The sequence below is a fragment of the Pseudidiomarina sp. genome, from assembly GCF_033722695.1.
GTDB lineage: Bacteria > Pseudomonadota > Gammaproteobacteria > Enterobacterales > Alteromonadaceae > Pseudidiomarina.
Map to the genome: position 1 here is coordinate 1 of NZ_JAWVYM010000034.1, position 16917 is coordinate 16917.

At 53.6% G+C, this 16917-nt stretch carries 16 protein-coding genes and 4 tRNA genes; 19 read left to right on the forward strand and 1 reads right to left on the reverse strand.

From position 1 onward, the window contains the following. Positions 1-19 precede the first annotated feature (19 nt). The 3 genes from mscL to R3196_RS09680 all read left to right on the forward strand — a co-directional run bounded on the left by mscL (position 20) and on the right by R3196_RS09680 (position 2505). Complete coding sequence (mscL, locus tag R3196_RS09670; RefSeq protein WP_318936587.1) at positions 20-436, forward strand: large-conductance mechanosensitive channel protein MscL; 417 nt, start codon at positions 20-22, stop codon at positions 434-436. Positions 437-441: 5 nt separating this feature from the next. Continuing rightward, a complete protein-coding gene (locus tag R3196_RS09675) occupies positions 442-1023 on the forward strand; it encodes a DUF1415 domain-containing protein (RefSeq protein ID WP_318936573.1) in 582 nt (193 codons plus the stop codon). 78 nt (positions 1024-1101) lie between these two features. Next, entirely contained in the window at positions 1102-2505 is a 1404-nt protein-coding gene (locus R3196_RS09680; protein ID WP_318936574.1) for a diguanylate cyclase, read from the forward strand. On the opposite strand, the gene queG is transcribed toward R3196_RS09680, so the two are convergent. Then, a complete protein-coding gene (gene queG / locus R3196_RS09685; RefSeq protein ID WP_318936575.1) occupies positions 2502-3617 on the reverse strand; it encodes a tRNA epoxyqueuosine(34) reductase QueG in 1116 nt (371 codons plus the stop codon). The two genes, R3196_RS09680 and queG, sit on opposite strands and share 4 nt — an antisense overlap. Positions 3618-3679: 62 nt before the next feature. Here queG and R3196_RS09690 point away from each other — a divergent pair, with 62 nt between their 5' ends. The 16 genes from R3196_RS09690 to R3196_RS09765 all read left to right on the forward strand — a co-directional run. Further along, the gene (locus R3196_RS09690) at positions 3680-5230 is read left to right on the forward strand and encodes an NAD(P)H-hydrate dehydratase (RefSeq protein ID WP_318936576.1); all 1551 of its coding nucleotides are present in this window, start codon (positions 3680-3682) and stop codon (positions 5228-5230) included. Continuing rightward, positions 5227-5706 carry a tRNA (adenosine(37)-N6)-threonylcarbamoyltransferase complex ATPase subunit type 1 TsaE gene (tsaE, locus tag R3196_RS09695; protein ID WP_318936577.1) on the forward strand — a complete coding sequence of 160 codons (480 nt, stop codon included), beginning with the start codon at positions 5227-5229 and terminating at the stop codon, positions 5704-5706. Before R3196_RS09690 ends, tsaE begins: the two co-directional genes overlap by 4 nt. Continuing rightward, on the forward strand, positions 5706-7022 hold the full coding sequence (locus R3196_RS09700) for an N-acetylmuramoyl-L-alanine amidase (RefSeq protein WP_318936578.1): 1317 nt from the start codon (positions 5706-5708) through the stop codon (positions 7020-7022). The genes tsaE and R3196_RS09700 overlap by 1 nt, the downstream gene beginning before the upstream one ends. A gap of 11 nt (positions 7023-7033) precedes the next feature. Then, positions 7034-8731 (forward strand): DNA mismatch repair endonuclease MutL, encoded by a 1698-nt coding sequence (gene mutL, locus R3196_RS09705; RefSeq protein WP_318936579.1) that lies wholly within the window; start codon positions 7034-7036, stop codon positions 8729-8731. Beyond that, entirely contained in the window at positions 8728-9687 is a 960-nt protein-coding gene (gene miaA / locus R3196_RS09710; RefSeq protein WP_318936580.1) for a tRNA (adenosine(37)-N6)-dimethylallyltransferase MiaA, read from the forward strand. The genes mutL and miaA overlap by 4 nt, the downstream gene beginning before the upstream one ends. Positions 9688-9849: 162 nt before the next feature. Further along, positions 9850-10104, forward strand: a complete 255-nt coding sequence (hfq, locus tag R3196_RS09715) for an RNA chaperone Hfq (protein ID WP_318936581.1) — start codon at positions 9850-9852, stop codon at positions 10102-10104. 32 nt (positions 10105-10136) lie between these two features. After that, positions 10137-11432 (forward strand): ribosome rescue GTPase HflX, encoded by a 1296-nt coding sequence (hflX, locus tag R3196_RS09720; RefSeq protein ID WP_318936582.1) that lies wholly within the window; start codon positions 10137-10139, stop codon positions 11430-11432. 49 nt (positions 11433-11481) lie between these two features. Continuing rightward, positions 11482-12654, forward strand: coding sequence for an FtsH protease activity modulator HflK (gene hflK / locus R3196_RS09725; protein WP_318936583.1), 1173 nt, complete (start codon positions 11482-11484; stop codon positions 12652-12654). Positions 12655-12657: 3 nt separating this feature from the next. Beyond that, the gene (gene hflC, locus R3196_RS09730) at positions 12658-13545 is read left to right on the forward strand and encodes a protease modulator HflC (protein WP_318936584.1); all 888 of its coding nucleotides are present in this window, start codon (positions 12658-12660) and stop codon (positions 13543-13545) included. A 74-nt stretch (positions 13546-13619) separates the two neighbouring features. Continuing rightward, the gene (locus tag R3196_RS09735; protein ID WP_318936585.1) at positions 13620-14786 is read left to right on the forward strand and encodes an aminotransferase class V-fold PLP-dependent enzyme; all 1167 of its coding nucleotides are present in this window, start codon (positions 13620-13622) and stop codon (positions 14784-14786) included. A 98-nt stretch (positions 14787-14884) separates the two neighbouring features. Continuing rightward, positions 14885-16183: an adenylosuccinate synthase gene (locus R3196_RS09740; RefSeq protein ID WP_318936586.1), complete on the forward strand. Its 1299-nt coding sequence runs from the start codon at positions 14885-14887 to the stop codon at positions 16181-16183. An 89-nt stretch (positions 16184-16272) separates the two neighbouring features. After that, a tRNA-Thr gene (locus tag R3196_RS09745) sits at positions 16273-16348 on the forward strand. 15 nt (positions 16349-16363) lie between these two features. After that, positions 16364-16448: transfer RNA gene (locus R3196_RS09750), tRNA-Tyr, on the forward strand. Positions 16449-16513: 65 nt separating this feature from the next. Further along, positions 16514-16588 (forward strand) — tRNA-Gly (locus R3196_RS09755). A gap of 13 nt (positions 16589-16601) precedes the next feature. Continuing rightward, a tRNA-Thr gene (locus R3196_RS09760) sits at positions 16602-16677 on the forward strand. A 93-nt stretch (positions 16678-16770) separates the two neighbouring features. Beyond that, positions 16771-16917: GTP-binding protein (locus R3196_RS09765; RefSeq protein ID WP_318936588.1), on the forward strand; the 147-nt coding region annotated here is incomplete at its 3' end.

Genomic DNA, 16917 nt, shown 5'->3' on the forward strand with positions numbered 1-16917 from the left:
AACCGTGGGAGGAATTGGGATGTCTGTATTGCAGGAATTTAAAAAGTTTGCGCTGCGTGGCAATGTGGTGGATATGGCGGTAGGTATCATTATTGGTGCCGCGTTTGGCCGGGTCGTGTCCTCGTTTGTTGCCGATATCGTCATGCCTCCGCTTGGCGTCATGATTGGCGGTGTCAGTTTTTCTCAGCTGGCCTGGGTGATCCAGGACGCGACCGAAACCCAACCTGAAGTTGCTATCCTATACGGTAAATTTATCCAGTCCACGGTTGATTTTATTATCGTCGCCTTCGCTATCTTTATTGCGATAAAGGTAATGAACTCACTGAAGAAAAAACAAGAAGAAGCACCAAAAGCCGCACCTAAACCATCTGGTCAGGAAGTGCTGCTGACAGAAATCCGAGACCTGCTGAAGAAATCCAAGGGCACGGAAAAGTAGCAGAGATGGCTACCACCCAAACACAGTCTGCTGACGTGATAGCTCAAACTAAGGCCTGGGTTGAGCAGTTGATCGTGAAGTATTCGATTTGTCCGTTTGCCCGTCGCGAGGTCGAGCGCGACAGTATCCGCTACGTAGTCAGCGGTTCATCACGGCTGCCCGCAGTTTTAGAAGACGTAATTGCTGAATGCGACTATCTGGATCAGCATCCGGGTACCGAAACCACGTTATTAATCATCCCGGCCGGGTTTGAAGGATTCTGGGGCTACCTGGACCTGGTTGATGTAGCCAACGAGTTAATCTGTCAGCAAGGCTATGAAGGCGTTTATCAGTTAGCCAGCTTTCATCCGGATTATTGCTTCGACGGCGAGCCGGAAGATGATCCAGCCAATTATACTAATCGCTCTCCTCATCCGGTTCTACATATTCTGCGGGAAGCCAGCCTGGAACGGGTGCTCGCCGCATACGGGGAACCCGAGTCGATACCTGATCGAAACATCGCTTTTGCCCGTCGTAAAGGGCGATACTTTTTTACGCAGTTATTGGCGACTCTCTCCTGCAAACATGAGGATAAATCCGATAATTGAGTCAGAAAGGCTTCTTGTCAGGCTGCTTATTGCGGTCTAATCTAAAAACCACGACCTGTGACTGAGAAGAAGAGGTTCATGAGCGATGTTGGTTGGGTCTTCCGGTATAGACTCCTCTGGCTGATTGCCGGAGCCGCTGTCTATTATATCAGCGCGCGACTGTCGATGTCGACGTTCTCGCTGGGCCCTGAAAATTTAGCGTTGGTATGGTTTCCCGCTGGTATCGGTCTGGCGATGATAAAGTTTTTTGGCTGGCGGGCATTGCCTTTTATTTTTATCGCCAGTTATACCGCCAACCTTCCGGGTATGTCGATATTTGATTCGGCAACTAACTACACACACACTGGAATTTCCGCTGCGGCCAATACCTTTGAAAGTGCTCTGGCCTATTACCTATTATGCCGGGTGCTGCCCGATGGCATGCGGCGTTTTGCTGATATCCTTCCGTTTTTGGTGATTGTTTGTCTGATTCCCACCGCAATAAATGCTTCACTGCTTGTCCCGAATCTTCTATGGGGCGGTTACATTGAATTGGCAGATGCAAAGTGGCTATGGATGATGCTGGTGCTGACGAATTCTCTGGGGATTCTGATTGTTTATCCGTTAATTTCGGCATTTAGTCGGATCGAGCCTATGTACGTCGGCCAGATGGCCCGCTGCTTCAGCCTGTTTATTATCTGCATGGGGCTGGTATATCTGGCATTCACACTGTTCAGTGGATTTATCTTTCTGTTGTTTCCCGCGCTGCTTTTTCTGGCCGTTCAGGGGCGAAGGGGAACTGCTTATGTAGCCCTTACCTTAACCGTCTGCATGGTGGTAGCGCTGGCGTCGCACGATCCCGGGCCTTTCGCCACCGGCGACATAACGGAAACCCGCCTGATGCTGCTCACGTTTTTGTATACCATCGCGATTCTGGTGCTGGGTTCGGAACTGCACCAGCGGGAATTGATGAGTACCACCTCGGCGAAAGAGAGGTGGCGCTATAAAGCCAATCATGACCCGTTAACCGGGCTTGGCAACCGGCTGTTGTTTATGCCGCTGCTCGATAATGAAATGAAGCGGGCCGAGCGCATGGAACGACCATTTTCGCTGGCCCTGATCGACATCGACAACTTCAAGCAGATAAATGACAAGTATGGACATATGCCAGGCGATGAAATCCTGAAAGCGTTCTCAACGTTACTGCTCGGGTCATTGCGGGACATCGATGTCGCCGCGCGCATGGGCGGCGACGAATTTGCTGTATTATTTCCTGAAGCGGCGGCTACCGACGCGGAAAGTGCTCTGAAGCGGCTGCGGGAAGAACTGGAGAAGCTGGATATTACTGTTCAAGGCACCCCGATTAAACTCACCATTAGCGTGGGGCTGGTCGAGTTTCATCCGGACCGTTTTGACTCAGCCGACTGTCTGTTATCGCAGGTTGATCATTTGTTGTATGACGCCAAGCGGCAGGGGCGGGATCGAATTCACGCGCAGCATTAGGCGTCGCGCGGCAAGCCCCGTTCTACCGCGCGCACCAGCCGCAATACCTGCTTAGCTGGCTGTACCGCACCACTGCGCTGACGCGCCAGTGCCCAGTCGATATGTTCGCGCACCATGTCTGAGACCACGTTCCGACGGGCCTCGAGGGCCGCAATTACCGCCGCATTCGCTGGCGCGTTGCCAAGCCCCACGGCGAGATTCCGGGTCCACCGCTCAAAGCCAATCCGGCGAATGGGCGAGCCCTCAGTGCGGGACAGAAAGGTTTCCTCATCCCACTCCCATAGCTCCAGCAGTTCCGGCGCATGCAGATGCTGGCGCGGCGAAAAGTCTGCCTCATCGGTGAGCTGCGCGTAGCGGTTCCACGGACAGATGAGCTGACAGTCATCGCAGCCATAGATACGATTGCCGATTAACGGGCGTAGCGACTCCGGGATTGCGGTTTTCAGTTCAATGGTCAGATAAGAAATGCAGCGCCGGGCGTCTAATATATAAGGCTCGACAATGGCCTGAGTCGGGCAGATGGTGATACAGGCTTTACAGGTGCCGCATTTTTCTGCCACCGGCTGATCGACGGGCAGCGGCAGGTTTACCAGTAACTCGCCGAGGAAGAACCAGGAACCGCCTTTTTCATCAAGTACCAGACTGTGTTTACCCGTCCAGCCAAGACCGGCCTTTACGGCGAGCGGGCGTTCCATAATAGGAGCCGAGTCGACAAAGGGACGGAAATCGAGATCAGCACAGGCTGATTTTATTTTTTCCCCCAGCTGTTTTAGCCGTTTGCGCATCAGCTTGTGATAATCACGGCCAAGGGCGTAGCGACTGATATAGCCTAAGCGAGGGTTTTTCAGGGTTTTGGCAAAACCGGCTTCCGCGGGCAGATAGTTCATACGTACTGAGATTGCCCGCACACTTCCCGGATGCAACTGTTCGGGGTGGGCGCGCAGGTCGCCGTGGCGTTCCATATAATCCATCTCGCCATGCATGCCCGCGTCCAGCCAGCGCTGTAAATGCTCCTGCTCGGCACTCAGATCAAGATCGGCAATACCGACTTTCTGAAAGCCTAGCTCAGCGCCCCAGCGCTTAATATCGGCAGCGAGTTGATGAAAATCCATGGAATACGTCTTATGCTTGAGTAATACGCCTAAAATACCAAAAAACGACGAGGAATTCACTGATGGCACTAAGTACGTCGCAGCTTATTTATCGCACCGAACAGGTTCGCGAGGGCGAGCAGGATGCCGCAGCCAGTCAGGATATCAGCGAAAAGCAGTTGATGCAGCGGGCGGCCCAGGCCTGTCTAGAGCATATTCGTCAGGTACAGCAATTACCGGCGCGGTTGCTGATTCTTTGCGGGCCTGGCAATAACGGGGGCGACGGATGGGTACTGGCGCGGCTGGCGCAGGATGCCGGCTATGAAGTGCAAGTAGCAGCTGCTGAACCGTCAAGCGACCTGACGCAGCAGGCTTGTGAGGTCTGGCGCGAACAAGGCGGCAAGGTGACCAGTCTGGATCAGGTTAGCGAAAGTATACTTTCCAACGCCGAAGTCATCGTTGATGCGCTGCTGGGCACCGGGTTGAGTCGGGAGTTAAGCGATATTTACCTGCAACTGACAGAGTTGCTTAATGATTTTTCGGCGAATCATCGCAGTTATGTACTTAGTGTCGACTGTCCGACAGGTTTGAACAGCGACACCGGCCAGCCTATGCCCGTTGCCGTTAAAGCACATGGAACGGTCACTATGGTGGCTCTGAAAACGGGCTTGGTTACCGGCCAGGCCAGGACCTACTGCGGCGAACTGAAACTTGCGGATTTAGGCATTGGCGAGGCTTTCCGTCGCCGGCAGCGCGCTTGTGCTTACAGCATCAATGACCGGCGGGTCAGTGAACACTTGCGCTGCCGCGAAGCGTCTTCGCATAAGGGGGATCATGGCCACGTGCTTATTGTCGGAGGTTATCCAGGCCTCTCAGGCGCGGCCATTATGGCTGGTCAGGCCGCGTTGCGCTGCGGCACCGGCAAGGTGACTGTGCTGACGCATCCGCAGAGTCACGCCATTGTTGCCAGCGCGCAGCCTGAATTAATGGTTCATACGCTTGATGGGGTAACTGCGGACGACAGCAATCTTGATAATTTGCTCAGCGCGGCCGATGTGGTGGTGCTGGGACCCGGGCTGGGGCAGCACGAGTGGGGGCAGTCGCTATTTAATCAACTCATCGTCTGGGAAGGCTGCCTGGTTATGGATGCGGACGCACTGAATTTGCTGGCCTTGAGCAAACACAAGCCGCCAGCTGCAGCCAGCTGGTTATTAACGCCTCATCCCGGCGAGGCCGGACGGCTGTTGGGTTGCCGGGCCACCGAAATCGAGCAGGATCGCTATGCCGCAGTGCGTAAGCTGGCGGATGAGTTTAATGCGCAGGTACTGCTCAAAGGTGCCGGTAGCCTGATCGCGGCCCCAGGCGACAGTATGATACAGGTCTGTCGGCAAGGCTCCCCGGCGCTGGCAACCGGCGGTTCCGGCGATGTATTAAGCGGTATTATCGGCGCCTTGCTGGCACAACGCGTGCCGCTGGATGAGGTGCTGGCGATCGCTGCCTGGCTGCATGGCAGTGCAGGCGAACTTGCAGCAAAACAGGGGGAACGTGGTACACTACCAACCGATCTTACGTACTTTTTACGGCGGCTGGTAAACCCTCACCAGCAACTGACTTCGCTGACGGATAACGCATGACTGCAGTAACTTTATTTCTGGCCGATGAAGCCGCATTGCTGGCCGTAGCTGCCCGCCTTGCGAACGCCGCAGAACAAATTACTGGCAAGCCCGGTGATGCCGCCCTGACTATTTTTTTATACGGCGAGCTGGGTGCGGGAAAAACCACCTTTAGTCGTGGTTTTATTCAGGAACTTGGTCATCAGGGTAAGGTCAAAAGCCCTACGTACACGTTAGTCGAAAGCTATGATTTGCCGAACTGGCAGGTGCATCACTTTGACTTATATCGCCTGGCGGATCCTGAAGAACTTGAATTTATGGGCATTCGTGATTACCTTGGCAACAACAGGATTATTCTGGCTGAGTGGCCACAACGGGGTGAGGGCTATCTGCCGGACCAGGATATAACAATAACGATCGATTACGCGGATACCGCGAGATCAATGACATTAACTGCGCTAACACAACGGGGTCGGGAAATTCTCGATACATTCTGATGCATCGCTGGCTTGTGGGGATACTGGCATGCTTCGCCGCTTTTTCGCTGGCGCCGGCTCATGCCAATAACATTGAAAACATTCGGGTCTGGCCTGCGCCGGATAACACCCGCGTGGTTTTTGACCTGACTGAAACCCCGGACTTCAGTTACTTCACCTTGTACGACACTAAACCCTATCGGCTGGTGGTGGATTTCGCCAATACCGGACGCAAGGTCGATTTAAGCAAAGTGCCGACCGACTCCTTGTTGATCAATAAGATTCGCCTCAGTACGCCGAAAGACAAAAACAGTACCCGGATCGTTTTCGAATTAACCGAGAAGGTTGAACCATCGGTATTTCCGTTAGCTGCTAATGACCGTTATGGTGAGCGCCTGGTGGTCGATCTACCCGGTAGCTCGGTCGTGCGCAGCGCCCCTGTTTTGCGCGCCAGTGATCTGAAAGAACGTAAGGTTACTGTGGCTATCGATGCCGGCCATGGCGGTGACGATCCGGGTTCAATCGGGCCCGGAGGTACCTACGAAAAGCACGTCGTGCTGAAAATATCCCGCGCGCTGGCCGATATGATTAACGAAGACCCGGCTATGCAAGCTTATCTAATCCGTTCTGATGATTATTATGTGGGCCTCAAAGCACGGACCCGCAAGGCGGAAGAAATTAAGGCCGACTTGCTGGTATCGGTTCACGCGGACGCCTTTACTTCGCCGCAGCCCCGAGGCGCTTCCGTATGGGTATTATCTAACCGGCGGGCCAATAACGAAATGGGTCGGCTGCTGGAAGATAAAGAGCGGCTTTCTGATGTGCTCGGCGGCGTGGAACTGAGTATTCAGACCGATGATACCCATGGCTATCTCAATGAGGCGCTGGTGTCGATGTCGATGGACCATGCTATGGCGAGTGGATATGAAGCGGCGGAAGAAATTATTAATGAAATGAAAAAAATCACCCGTATGCACAAGAGTAAGCCCCAGCACGCCAGCCTGGCTGTGCTCACTTCAGGTAGTGTGCCATCGATGCTGGTTGAAACCGGTTTTATTTCAAACCCTGAAGAAGAACGCCTGTTGCTTAGCAATAAATATCAGCAGCAGGTCGCCCGCGCTGTGTATTACGGGGTGCGCAGTTATTTCACGCGTAAGCCTCCGGATGGTACCTACTTTGCGACAAACCGCGCCAGCAAGCATGTGGTGAAATCCGGCGAGTCGTTGTCGGTGCTGGCAGAACGCTATAATACCTCAGTGCAGGCTATCAAAGAGCGCAATAAACTGAATAGTACCGTGCTGAAAATAGGCCAGGTACTTGATATTCCATCTTCCTGACAGGTTAAGCGATGCCAATACACCTTTTGCCCGTCGCCCTGGCTAACCAGATAGCCGCTGGTGAGGTGATCGAGCGCCCGGCTTCAGTGGTTAAAGAGCTGGTTGAGAACAGTCTGGATGCCGGCGCTGATCAGATAAGCGTCGAAATTGAGCAGGGTGGCCGCCGGCGTATTCGTATCCGTGATAATGGTGCTGGTATTGAAAAAGCTGAATTACCGCTGGCGCTGAGCCGCCATGCCACCAGCAAGATCAGCTGCCTGGCCGATCTTGAAGCCATTATGAGCATGGGCTTTCGTGGCGAGGCGCTGGCCAGTATCGCCTCGGTATCGCGCTTGCGGCTGACCTCACGGCCAGCCGGCCAGCCCGAAGCCTGGGAAGCCTGGGTTGAAGGGCGCGACATGCAGGCGCAACTCACGCCGGCGAGCCATCCTGATGGCACTACAGTGGATGTGCAGGACTTATTCTTTAATACCCCGGCCCGCCGAAAGTTTTTACGCACGGACAAAACCGAGTTCGGCCATATTGATGAAGTGGTGCGGCGTATTGCCCTGGGGCGCTTTGATGTACGCCTGAACCTGACGCACAACCAGAAACTGGTCAGGAGCTATCCCGCAGCGACTAACAAAGAACAGTTCCTGAACCGCCTGACCAAAGTGTGCGGCCCGGCTTTTACCGACCATGCGATTTATCTTGAACAGCAGACCGGGCCGGTACGCCTGCACGGTTGGATAGCCCCGGCCGCGCACTGCCGGCATCAGGGCGACGTGCAGTATTTTTACGTGAATGGTCGCATGATGCGCGACCGCTTACTGGCCCATGCCATCCGCCAGGCTTACGCCGATAGCCTGAATGATGAACGTAGCCCCACTTTTGTTCTATATCTGGAATTGCCACCGACCGATGTCGATGTAAATGTACACCCGGCCAAACACGAAGTGCGCTTTCATCAAGCGCGGCAGATCCATGACTTTGTGCTGCAGAGTCTGCGGCCAGCGCTGCGCGAGAGCACCCAGCCGGATCCTGCGCCTGCTGGCCACCAGTACCAGCAGGCGGGCACGGCGTTGCGTCAGCAGCTCCGGGAGCTAAAACCCGCTGCGTCAACGCCGTTGCCCGGCGTGATGGGCGGCCGCGCCGCCGCGCCGCCACCAGCGCTGGTATCAGAGCTTGACTATAAGCAGGGTTATCAGCTGCTGCAGGTGGTCGCTGAGCGTTTTGCCTTAGTGAACAACCCGGCGTTACCCGAGCCCCTGGCGTTACTTGATTTACAGCGCGTGCAGCAGAAGCAGCTGGCCCAACAGCTAGCGACGCAATGGCAGACGGGGTTGGCGGGCCAGCCTTTGTTGATTCCGGTGCAGGTGACCAACCCTGCTGATTGTAAGCGCTTACGGGCAATGGATTCACAGCGCCTGGCGCGGCTTGGCGTTCAGTTAACGAGCAATGGCCGTCACCTGACGGTGCAGCAAGTACCGGCCCCACTGCGGCAAACCGATGTTAGCCGTACACTGATGGAGTTGGTCGGCTTGCTGGAAAAATCGGCTATGGAACCCACCGCTGAACTCTGGTTATGGCTGGCATTGCAACAGGTCGCCTGCCACTTTAGCTTAACCCGGGCCGAACATTGGCTGCAGGTGTGGCACGATGAGCTGGGGCAGCCCGGTGAATTCCTGCTACCCCTGCCGCTACCTGAGCTGCCGGAGGCACTGCGATGAACCAGCCTGGCGTGATTTGTCTGTACGGGCCGACGGCGGCAGGTAAAACCGGGCTGGCTATCGAACTGTGTCAGCGCTTGCCCTGCGATATTATTTCGGTTGATTCGGCGCTCATTTACCGGGGTATGGATATAGGTACCGCCAAACCCACGGCGGAAGAGCTCGCGCGAGCACCTCATCGGTTAATTGATATCTGTGATCCCGCCGAAAGTTATTCGGCCGCGCAGTTTGCCAAAGATGCGCGCAGCCATATTGAAGCCATCATCGAAAAGGGCAGGATACCGCTGCTGGTCGGCGGTACGATGTTGTATTTTAAAGCGCTACTTGAGGGTATGTCGGAGCTGCCGGAAGCCGATCCCACCATCCGACAGCAGCTACAGTCCCTGTTGGATGAGCAGGGTAGCAGGTATTTGCATAGTCAGCTGCAACTGATTGACCCCCCAAGCGCAGCGCGCATCCATCCCAACGATCCTCAGCGATTAATCCGCGCCCTGGAAGTGTGGCGAAGTAGTGGGCACTCACTTACAGAGTTGTCCCAGCAGCGTCGAGGGGCTTTGCCCTATCCAATTTGGCAACTGGCAGTGGCACCGCCGGACCGTTCTGTGCTGCACCAGCGTATCGCGTTACGTTTTCAGCTGATGCTGGAACAAGGTCTGCTGGATGAGGTCAAAGCATTGCGTGAACGCCCGGATTTACATCTGGATCTGCCGGCGTTGCGTTGCGTTGGTTACCGTCAGGTCTGGCAGTATCTCGACGGCGAATTCAGCTATGAAGAAATGCTCGATCGAGGGGTTTTTGCGACGCGTCAGTTGGCTAAAAGGCAACTCACCTGGCTGCGGAAATGGCCGGGTATTCATTGGCTGAATACACAGTCAGATGATCTGCCTGGGCAGGCACTTGCGTATTTGCAAAAGCCGCCTCAGCATTTTGCTGACCGGACGGACTTGAAAAGCTAAAAAGCAGCCTTATATGAGTGGTATGAAAGAAAATTTTTGATAGCAAAGGTGTTAAACAGAATAGCTTGTTCTATAGTTATCAGGCACTGATTGTGAAACACTGATTTTGTGCGGATGCACCTCATGCCTGCACTCAAACTATAACAAAAAAAGGAAGCACTTATGGCTAAGGGACAGACGTTACAAGACCCTTTTTTAAACGCACTGCGTCGTGAACGAGTGCCTGTTGCAATTTATCTGGTCAATGGAATCAAGCTGCAGGGGCAGATTGAATCCTTCGATCAGTTCGTCATTTTATTAAAAAACACCGTAAGTCAGATGGTGTATAAACATGCCATCTCAACGGTGGTGCCTTCGCGGATACCACAAAATTATCTGCCCCAGGCCGAGACAGGTAGCGAAGAGGCGGTTGATTAACGAAGTGGTAGTTACAGAGGAGTAGTGATAGCTTGTTTGATAGGTTTGAAAGTGGTGAACAGGCTGTCCTGGTACATGTCAATTTTCCGACTGAAATTGATCGGGAAGACCTTTCTGAATTGAAATTACTGGTGTCATCAGCTGGGGTTGATACCCTTGGCGTAGTGACAGCATCCCGCAGCACCCCCAGCTCGCGCTATTTTGTCGGCAGCGGTAAGGCGGAAGAAGTCGCCGAACAGGTTAAAGCAGTGGGCGCAAATCTGGTTATTTTTAATCATAGTTTATCGCCGACTCAGGAACGTAACCTCGAGAAGCTTTGTCAGTGCCGGGTGCTAGACCGCACGGGTTTGATCCTCGATATTTTTGCGCAGCGCGCCCGTACCCATGAAGGTAAGTTGCAGGTTGAGCTGGCGCAGCTGCGCCATTTGTCGACTCGACTGGTTCGCGGCTGGACCCATTTAGAGCGACAAAAAGGTGGTATCGGTTTGCGCGGGCCGGGTGAAACCCAGCTTGAAACAGATCGCCGGCTCATTCGTGGCCGTATCCGCAATATTATGGCGCGCTTGGAGAAGGTTCAGAAGCAGCGTGAGCAGGGTCGTCGGGCCCGTCAGCGCGCTGAGATTCCAACCGTATCGCTGGTTGGCTATACCAATGCCGGCAAGTCCACACTCTTTAATCGGATCACTGAATCCAACGTCTTTGCCGCGGATCAACTTTTTGCTACTCTGGATCCGACCCTGCGGAAACTGGATTTGCCGGACGTTGGCAGTATTATCCTTGCGGATACCGTAGGTTTTATCCGTCATCTTCCCCATGAACTGGTCGCCGCATTTAAAGCAACCTTGCAGGAAACCCAGGAAGCTGATTTGCTGCTGCATGTAGTGGATATCAGTGATGACCGGCAGGCCGACAATATGCATCAGGTTACTGAAGTCCTTAGTGAAATTGGTGCTGACGACGTGCCGCAGTTGTTAGTCTGTAATAAAATAGACGCGTTAGATGATGGAGAGGCACGTATAGATCGCGATGATCAGGGTATGCCGATCCGGGTCTGGTTGTCGGCACGGCGCGGCGATGGTGTTGAATTGCTGGCTAAAGCCCTGACTGATCGGCTGCGGCCGCGGATGGTTAATGTTTCCTTACGGATTCCTCCGTCAATGGGCAAATTACGTGGTAAGCTGTATGCACTGAATAGTGTGACCGGCGAGCAAACCTGTGAGGATGGGCAACTGGCTTTACAGGTGAGAATGTCTGCGGTGGATTGGGAACGGCTAAGCAAGCAGGTTGCCACCGAGTATGGCGATAGTCTGCAAGGCTTTGTAGAATAAGCGCCGGATAGTTTTTTAGTTTTATATCAACTCTTAACTGGAGTAATAAATGGCCTGGAATCAACCGGGAAACGGTAATAACAATGACCGTGATCCATGGAAAAATCAGGGCGGCCGCGATCAAGGCCCGCCTGACCTCGACGAAGCAGTGCGTAATTTACTGGGTAAATTAGGCCTCGGCAATAAGGGTAAGAAAAGCGGCGATGGCAAAAGTGGCGGTGGTTTTCCGTCCAAAGGTATTGGTGTTATCGCCGTTATCCTTCTTGCGGTATGGTTTATCGCTGGCTTTTATACTGTAAAAGAAGCGGAACGTGGTGTAGTGCTGCGATTTGGTCAGTACCATGATCTGGTCGAGTCCGGTTTGCACTGGCGTCCGGTGTTTATTGATTCGGTAGAAACCGTTGATGTCAGTAACGTACAACAATTCCAGTCCGAAGGCTTTATGCTGACGCAGGACGAGAACGTAGTGCGGGTAGAGCTGGACGTGCAGTACCGTGTGGTGAATCCGCGTGATTACCTGTACGCCGTCGAAAACGCCGACCGCAGTCTGGCACAGGCTACGGATAGTGCGCTGCGTTATGTGGTGGGTCACACCACCATGGATGAAGTACTGACAGTTGGTCGGGAAAACGTTCGCGCGAACACCCTGGAACTGCTTGAAACCATGATTGCGCCCTATCAGCTTGGTATTCAGATTGTGGATATCAACTTGCTGCCAGCGCGGCCGCCTGAAGCCGTAAAAGACGCGTTCGATGACGCAATTTCGGCCCAGGAAGATGAGCAGCGTTTCATTCGGGAAGCCGAAGCTTATGCCCGTCAGGTTGAACCGCTGGCCCGCGGTCAGGTTCGCCGGGTTTTACAGGAAGCACAAGCTTACCGTGAACAGACTATCCTCAAAGCCCAGGGTGAAGTCGCACGTTTCGAGCAATTGTTACCTCAGTACCGCGCTGCGCCGGGCGTGACTCGCGAGCGTCTGTACCTGGAAACTCTGGAAGGCATTTACCAGAAGACCAGCAAGGTCATGGTGGACGTGGAAGGCAGCAACAATATGCTGTATCTGCCGCTCGACAAGATTATGGAGCGTCAGCGTAATCAATCTTCTGCCGGTGGTGCCAGTGAGTCGATGTCGAAAGACAGCGGATCCTCATCAGGTAACAATCAGACTTCATCAGGATCTGCCAGTGGTCGTACTAGCGACCGCTCCAGCAGTGGCAGGGGGTAAAGTATGAAAAACTTAATCGCTATTTTAGTTATTATTGCGCTGGCACTGGGGGTTTCCTCACTGTTCGTCGTCAAGGAAGGTCAGCGGGCTATCGTCGTGCAGTTCGGTAAGGTTCAGCGCGATGCTGACACCGGCGAACCTATGGTGTTTAAACCAGGTCTGCATTTTAAACTGCCTTTTATTGAGCAGGTAAAACGCCTGGATGCCCGGTTCAAGACCCTTGATGGCGACCCCGATCGTTTCATCACCAGCGAAAAGAAAGATTTAATCGTTGATACCTACGTCAAGTGGCGTATTTCCGATTTTGCGACCTATTACCTGTCGACTAACGGCGGTAATCAGCAGCAGGCTGAAGCGCTGTTAACCCGTCGGGTAAGCAGCGGCCTGCGCGCTGAATTCGGTAACCGGACCATCAAAGAAATCGTCTCCGGTGAACGCGATGATCTGATGCGCGAAGCGCTGATTCGTGGCGCGGACAGTGCCCGTGAACTGGGTATCGAAGTCATTGACGTGCGGGTCATGCAGATTAACCTGCCTGACGAAGTCAGCCAGTCGATTTTCCAGCGGATGCGTGCTGAACGACAGGCTGTGGCGACTGAGCATCGCTCAGAAGGTCGGGAGCAAGCTGAGTTTATCCGCGCCGATGTGGATGCCCGGGTAACTGTTATGTTAGCTGACGCTGAACGTGAGTCGCGGGAAATTCGTGGTGAAGGTGACGCAGAAGCCGCAGGTATCTATGCTAACGCTTATAGCCGGGATACAGAGTTCTACGCCTTTATTCGTAGTTTAGAAGCCTATAAGGCAAGTTTTGCCGGCGGCAACGATGTATTAGTACTTGACCCAAGCAGCGATTTCTTCCGCTACCTGAAAGACATCAGCGGTAAGAAGTAACAGCTACAGGCCCGCCGGAGGGTAGTAACCGGCGGGCCTTTTTCATGCTCCCCATCTTTATTACCAGGTCTTTTATGTCCTATAAAAAGCACTACAGCCAATTTATTGCAAAACACCCTGACAGCCTGCACTGTTCCCCGCATAGTCATCATTACTGGCCCGACGTGACCCGTCAGGCACAGCTCGACTATTGGGAAGACAGCGCCCGCGGTGTCGATCATAAATGGGATGAAATTTTCGGTAACCGGATCCCTGCAGTGCAGCAGCTTCTCGCGAAGCTGCTGAACTACCCGCGGCCGGAACAAATCGTTTTCGCCGGTAACACGCATGAATTGCTGTACCGGGTGATGAGTTGTTTTGCGCCCGATAAACCGTTGCATATTCTCACCACCGATAGCGAATTCTATAGTTTTTCCCGGCAACTCAGACGGCTAACTGAACGGCCCCAGGTTAAGGTCAGTATGATTGCGGTCGAGCCTTTCGCCAGCTTTGAAGAACGCTGGCGCGAAGCACTCCGGGCGGATGACTATCAGCTGATATTTATCAGTCAGGTGTTTTTCAATTCTGCGCTGGTGGCTCCCACGGTGGATAACTGGATTGACCTGGTACCGGAGCAGACTCAGGTCGTGGTTGATGGCTATCATGGTTGCGGTGCGATTCCGACCGACTTGTCGGCGGTGGCCGATCGAATTTTCTATCTGGCTGGGTCCTATAAGTACCTGCAGGCCGGTGAGGGCTGCTGTTTTATGCTGGTGCCGCATCAGTGTAAGCTACGGCCGGAATACACTGGCTGGTTTGCCGACTTCGCCAGCCTGGCCAAACCGCAGGACGGCCGCGTTGAATACGCCGCTGATGGCCTGCGTTTCGCCGGTGCGACGATGGACTATTCAGCGCTGTACCGGTTGCAGGCGGTGTTGCAATGGTGGCATGAGGATAATCTAACGGTGGCGCAAATCCACCGTTATGTGCAACAACTACAGCAAGATTTTCTGGCCATTATTGACGCCAGCAAGCATCCGCAGCTAAATCGTGACACGCTGCTAATGGCTGACGCCAGCCACCATGGTCATTTCCTGACCTTTGAACTGGCCAGTGCTGAGGCGGTGTCAGCACTTGCTGCTGACCTGGCTCAGGCGGGAATTGACACGGATTATCGCGGTAACCGGCTGCGCTTCGGATTTGCGTTGTATCACGAAGCTGCAGACTACGAGCGGCTGAAAAAAGCCCTGGCAGCCCCCTGATCGGGCTACCTTCAGGCGCAAATACCTGCTAGAATCGCGCCTGTTTTTTCAGCAGCACCTGTCATTCACTACAGTCACAGACATCTGGTATCAGCATCATGGGTAAAAACGTCGTAATTCTCGGCACACAATGGGGTGACGAAGGTAAGGGCAAGATCGTTGACTTGCTTACCGATAAAGCATCACTGGTGGTTCGCTATCAGGGCGGGCACAATGCCGGTCACACCTTAGTTATCGACGGCGAAAAGACCGTTTTGCATTTGATTCCTTCTGGCATCCTCCGTGACAACGTGAAGTGCATTATCGGCAACGGCGTGGTGTTATCGCCGGAAGCGCTGATGGAAGAAATTGCCATGCTGGAAAAGCGCGGCGTACCGGTGCGTGAACGCCTGCTGATCAGTGAAGCCTGCCCGTTAATTCTGCCTTACCATGTGGCACTGGATAAAGCCCGCGAACTCGCGCGCGGAGACAAAGCTATAGGTACTACCGGTCGCGGTATTGGTCCTGCTTATGAAGACAAAGTTGCGCGACGCGGTCTGCGGGTAGGCGACTTGTTCAATTTTACGCGCTTCGAAGAAAAACTGCGTGAAGTGGTCGAATTCCATAACTTTACCCTGACTAACTACTATAAAGTTGATGCGGTAGACGTTGAAGAAGTACTGGAGTACTGCCGTAAGATCGCCACCGAACTGCAAGACATGATTGCCGATGTGCCATCCATGCTGGATGACGCCCGTAAGTCTGGTCAGAACCTGATGTTTGAAGGCGCCCAGGGTACCTTGCTGGATATCGACCATGGTACTTATCCTTATGTGACGTCATCGAACACTACGGCTGGGGGCGTGTCCACCGGCGCTGGTTTCGGACCGCGCTATATCGATTATGTGCTGGGTATTGTCAAAGCCTATACCACCCGGGTTGGTAGCGGTCCGTTCCCGACGGAACTGGACTGTGAAGTGGGTGAGCATTTAGGCGTTAAAGGCCATGAATTTGGCGCCACCACTGGCCGCAAACGTCGTACCGGCTGGTTTGATGCCGTGGCCGCTCGTCGCGCCGTGCAAATCAATTCAGTCAGTGGTTTCTGCCTGACTAAGCTGGACGTGTTAGATGGCCTGTCAGAACTTAAAATCTGTGTCGGCTACCGCAAGCCTGACGGCACCGTAACAGACTATCCGCCATTAGCCGCAGAAGATTACGATAATGTCGAGCCGGTTTATGAAACCGTGCCTGGCTGGCAGGACAGTACTGTTGGCGTGACCCGCCATCAGGACTTACCGACCGCGGCGTTGGCTTATATCAAGCGAATTGAAGTTCTGACAGGCGTGCCTGTAGATATTATTTCAACCGGCCCGGACCGGGTTGAGACGATTATTTTACGGCATCCGTTCGCAATTTAAGCAAACAGCGGCAAATCGCCAAAAAAAATGCCATTTTCTATTGCATCCGGAAAATCGGTACAATACAATGCGCTCCACCTAACCGGGGTGCCGGCATAGCTCAGTTGGTAGAGCAACTGACTTGTAATCAGTAGGTCCCGAGTTCGACTCTTGGTGCCGGCACCAACTCAAAATTTGTCTGGAGGGGTTCCCGAGCGGTCAAAGGGATCAGACTGTAAATCTGACGGCTCAGCCTTCGCAGGTTCGAATCCTGCCCCCTCCACCAATTTGCATTGTGGTTTTTAATGCGGCGAGTACCGAATGGTTTGAGGTGGCCCCGAATCAAGGCTTGCGGGTATCGTATAATGGCTATTACCTCAGCCTTCCAAGCTGATGATGTGGGTTCGATTCCCACTACCCGCTCCAATAATCTGAAAGTGCTGATATAGCTCAGTTGGTAGAGCGCACCCTTGGTAAGGGTGAGGTCGGCGGTTCAAATCCGCCTATCAGCACCATTTCTTTCCGGCCATTCCTCTTCTGTTCATCTTTCGGTTAGCAACTGAATTATTGGTGTTTAACCACCGTAAGTTGTCAAAAGAGAGGCTGTTATGTCTAAAGAAAAATTTAATCGCGTCAAACCGCACGTTAACGTCGGTACTATCGGCCACGTTGACCACGGTAAAACTACTCTGACTGCTGCAATCACGTCAGTCCTGGCGAAAACCTACGGTGGTTCTGCACGTGCGTTCGATCAA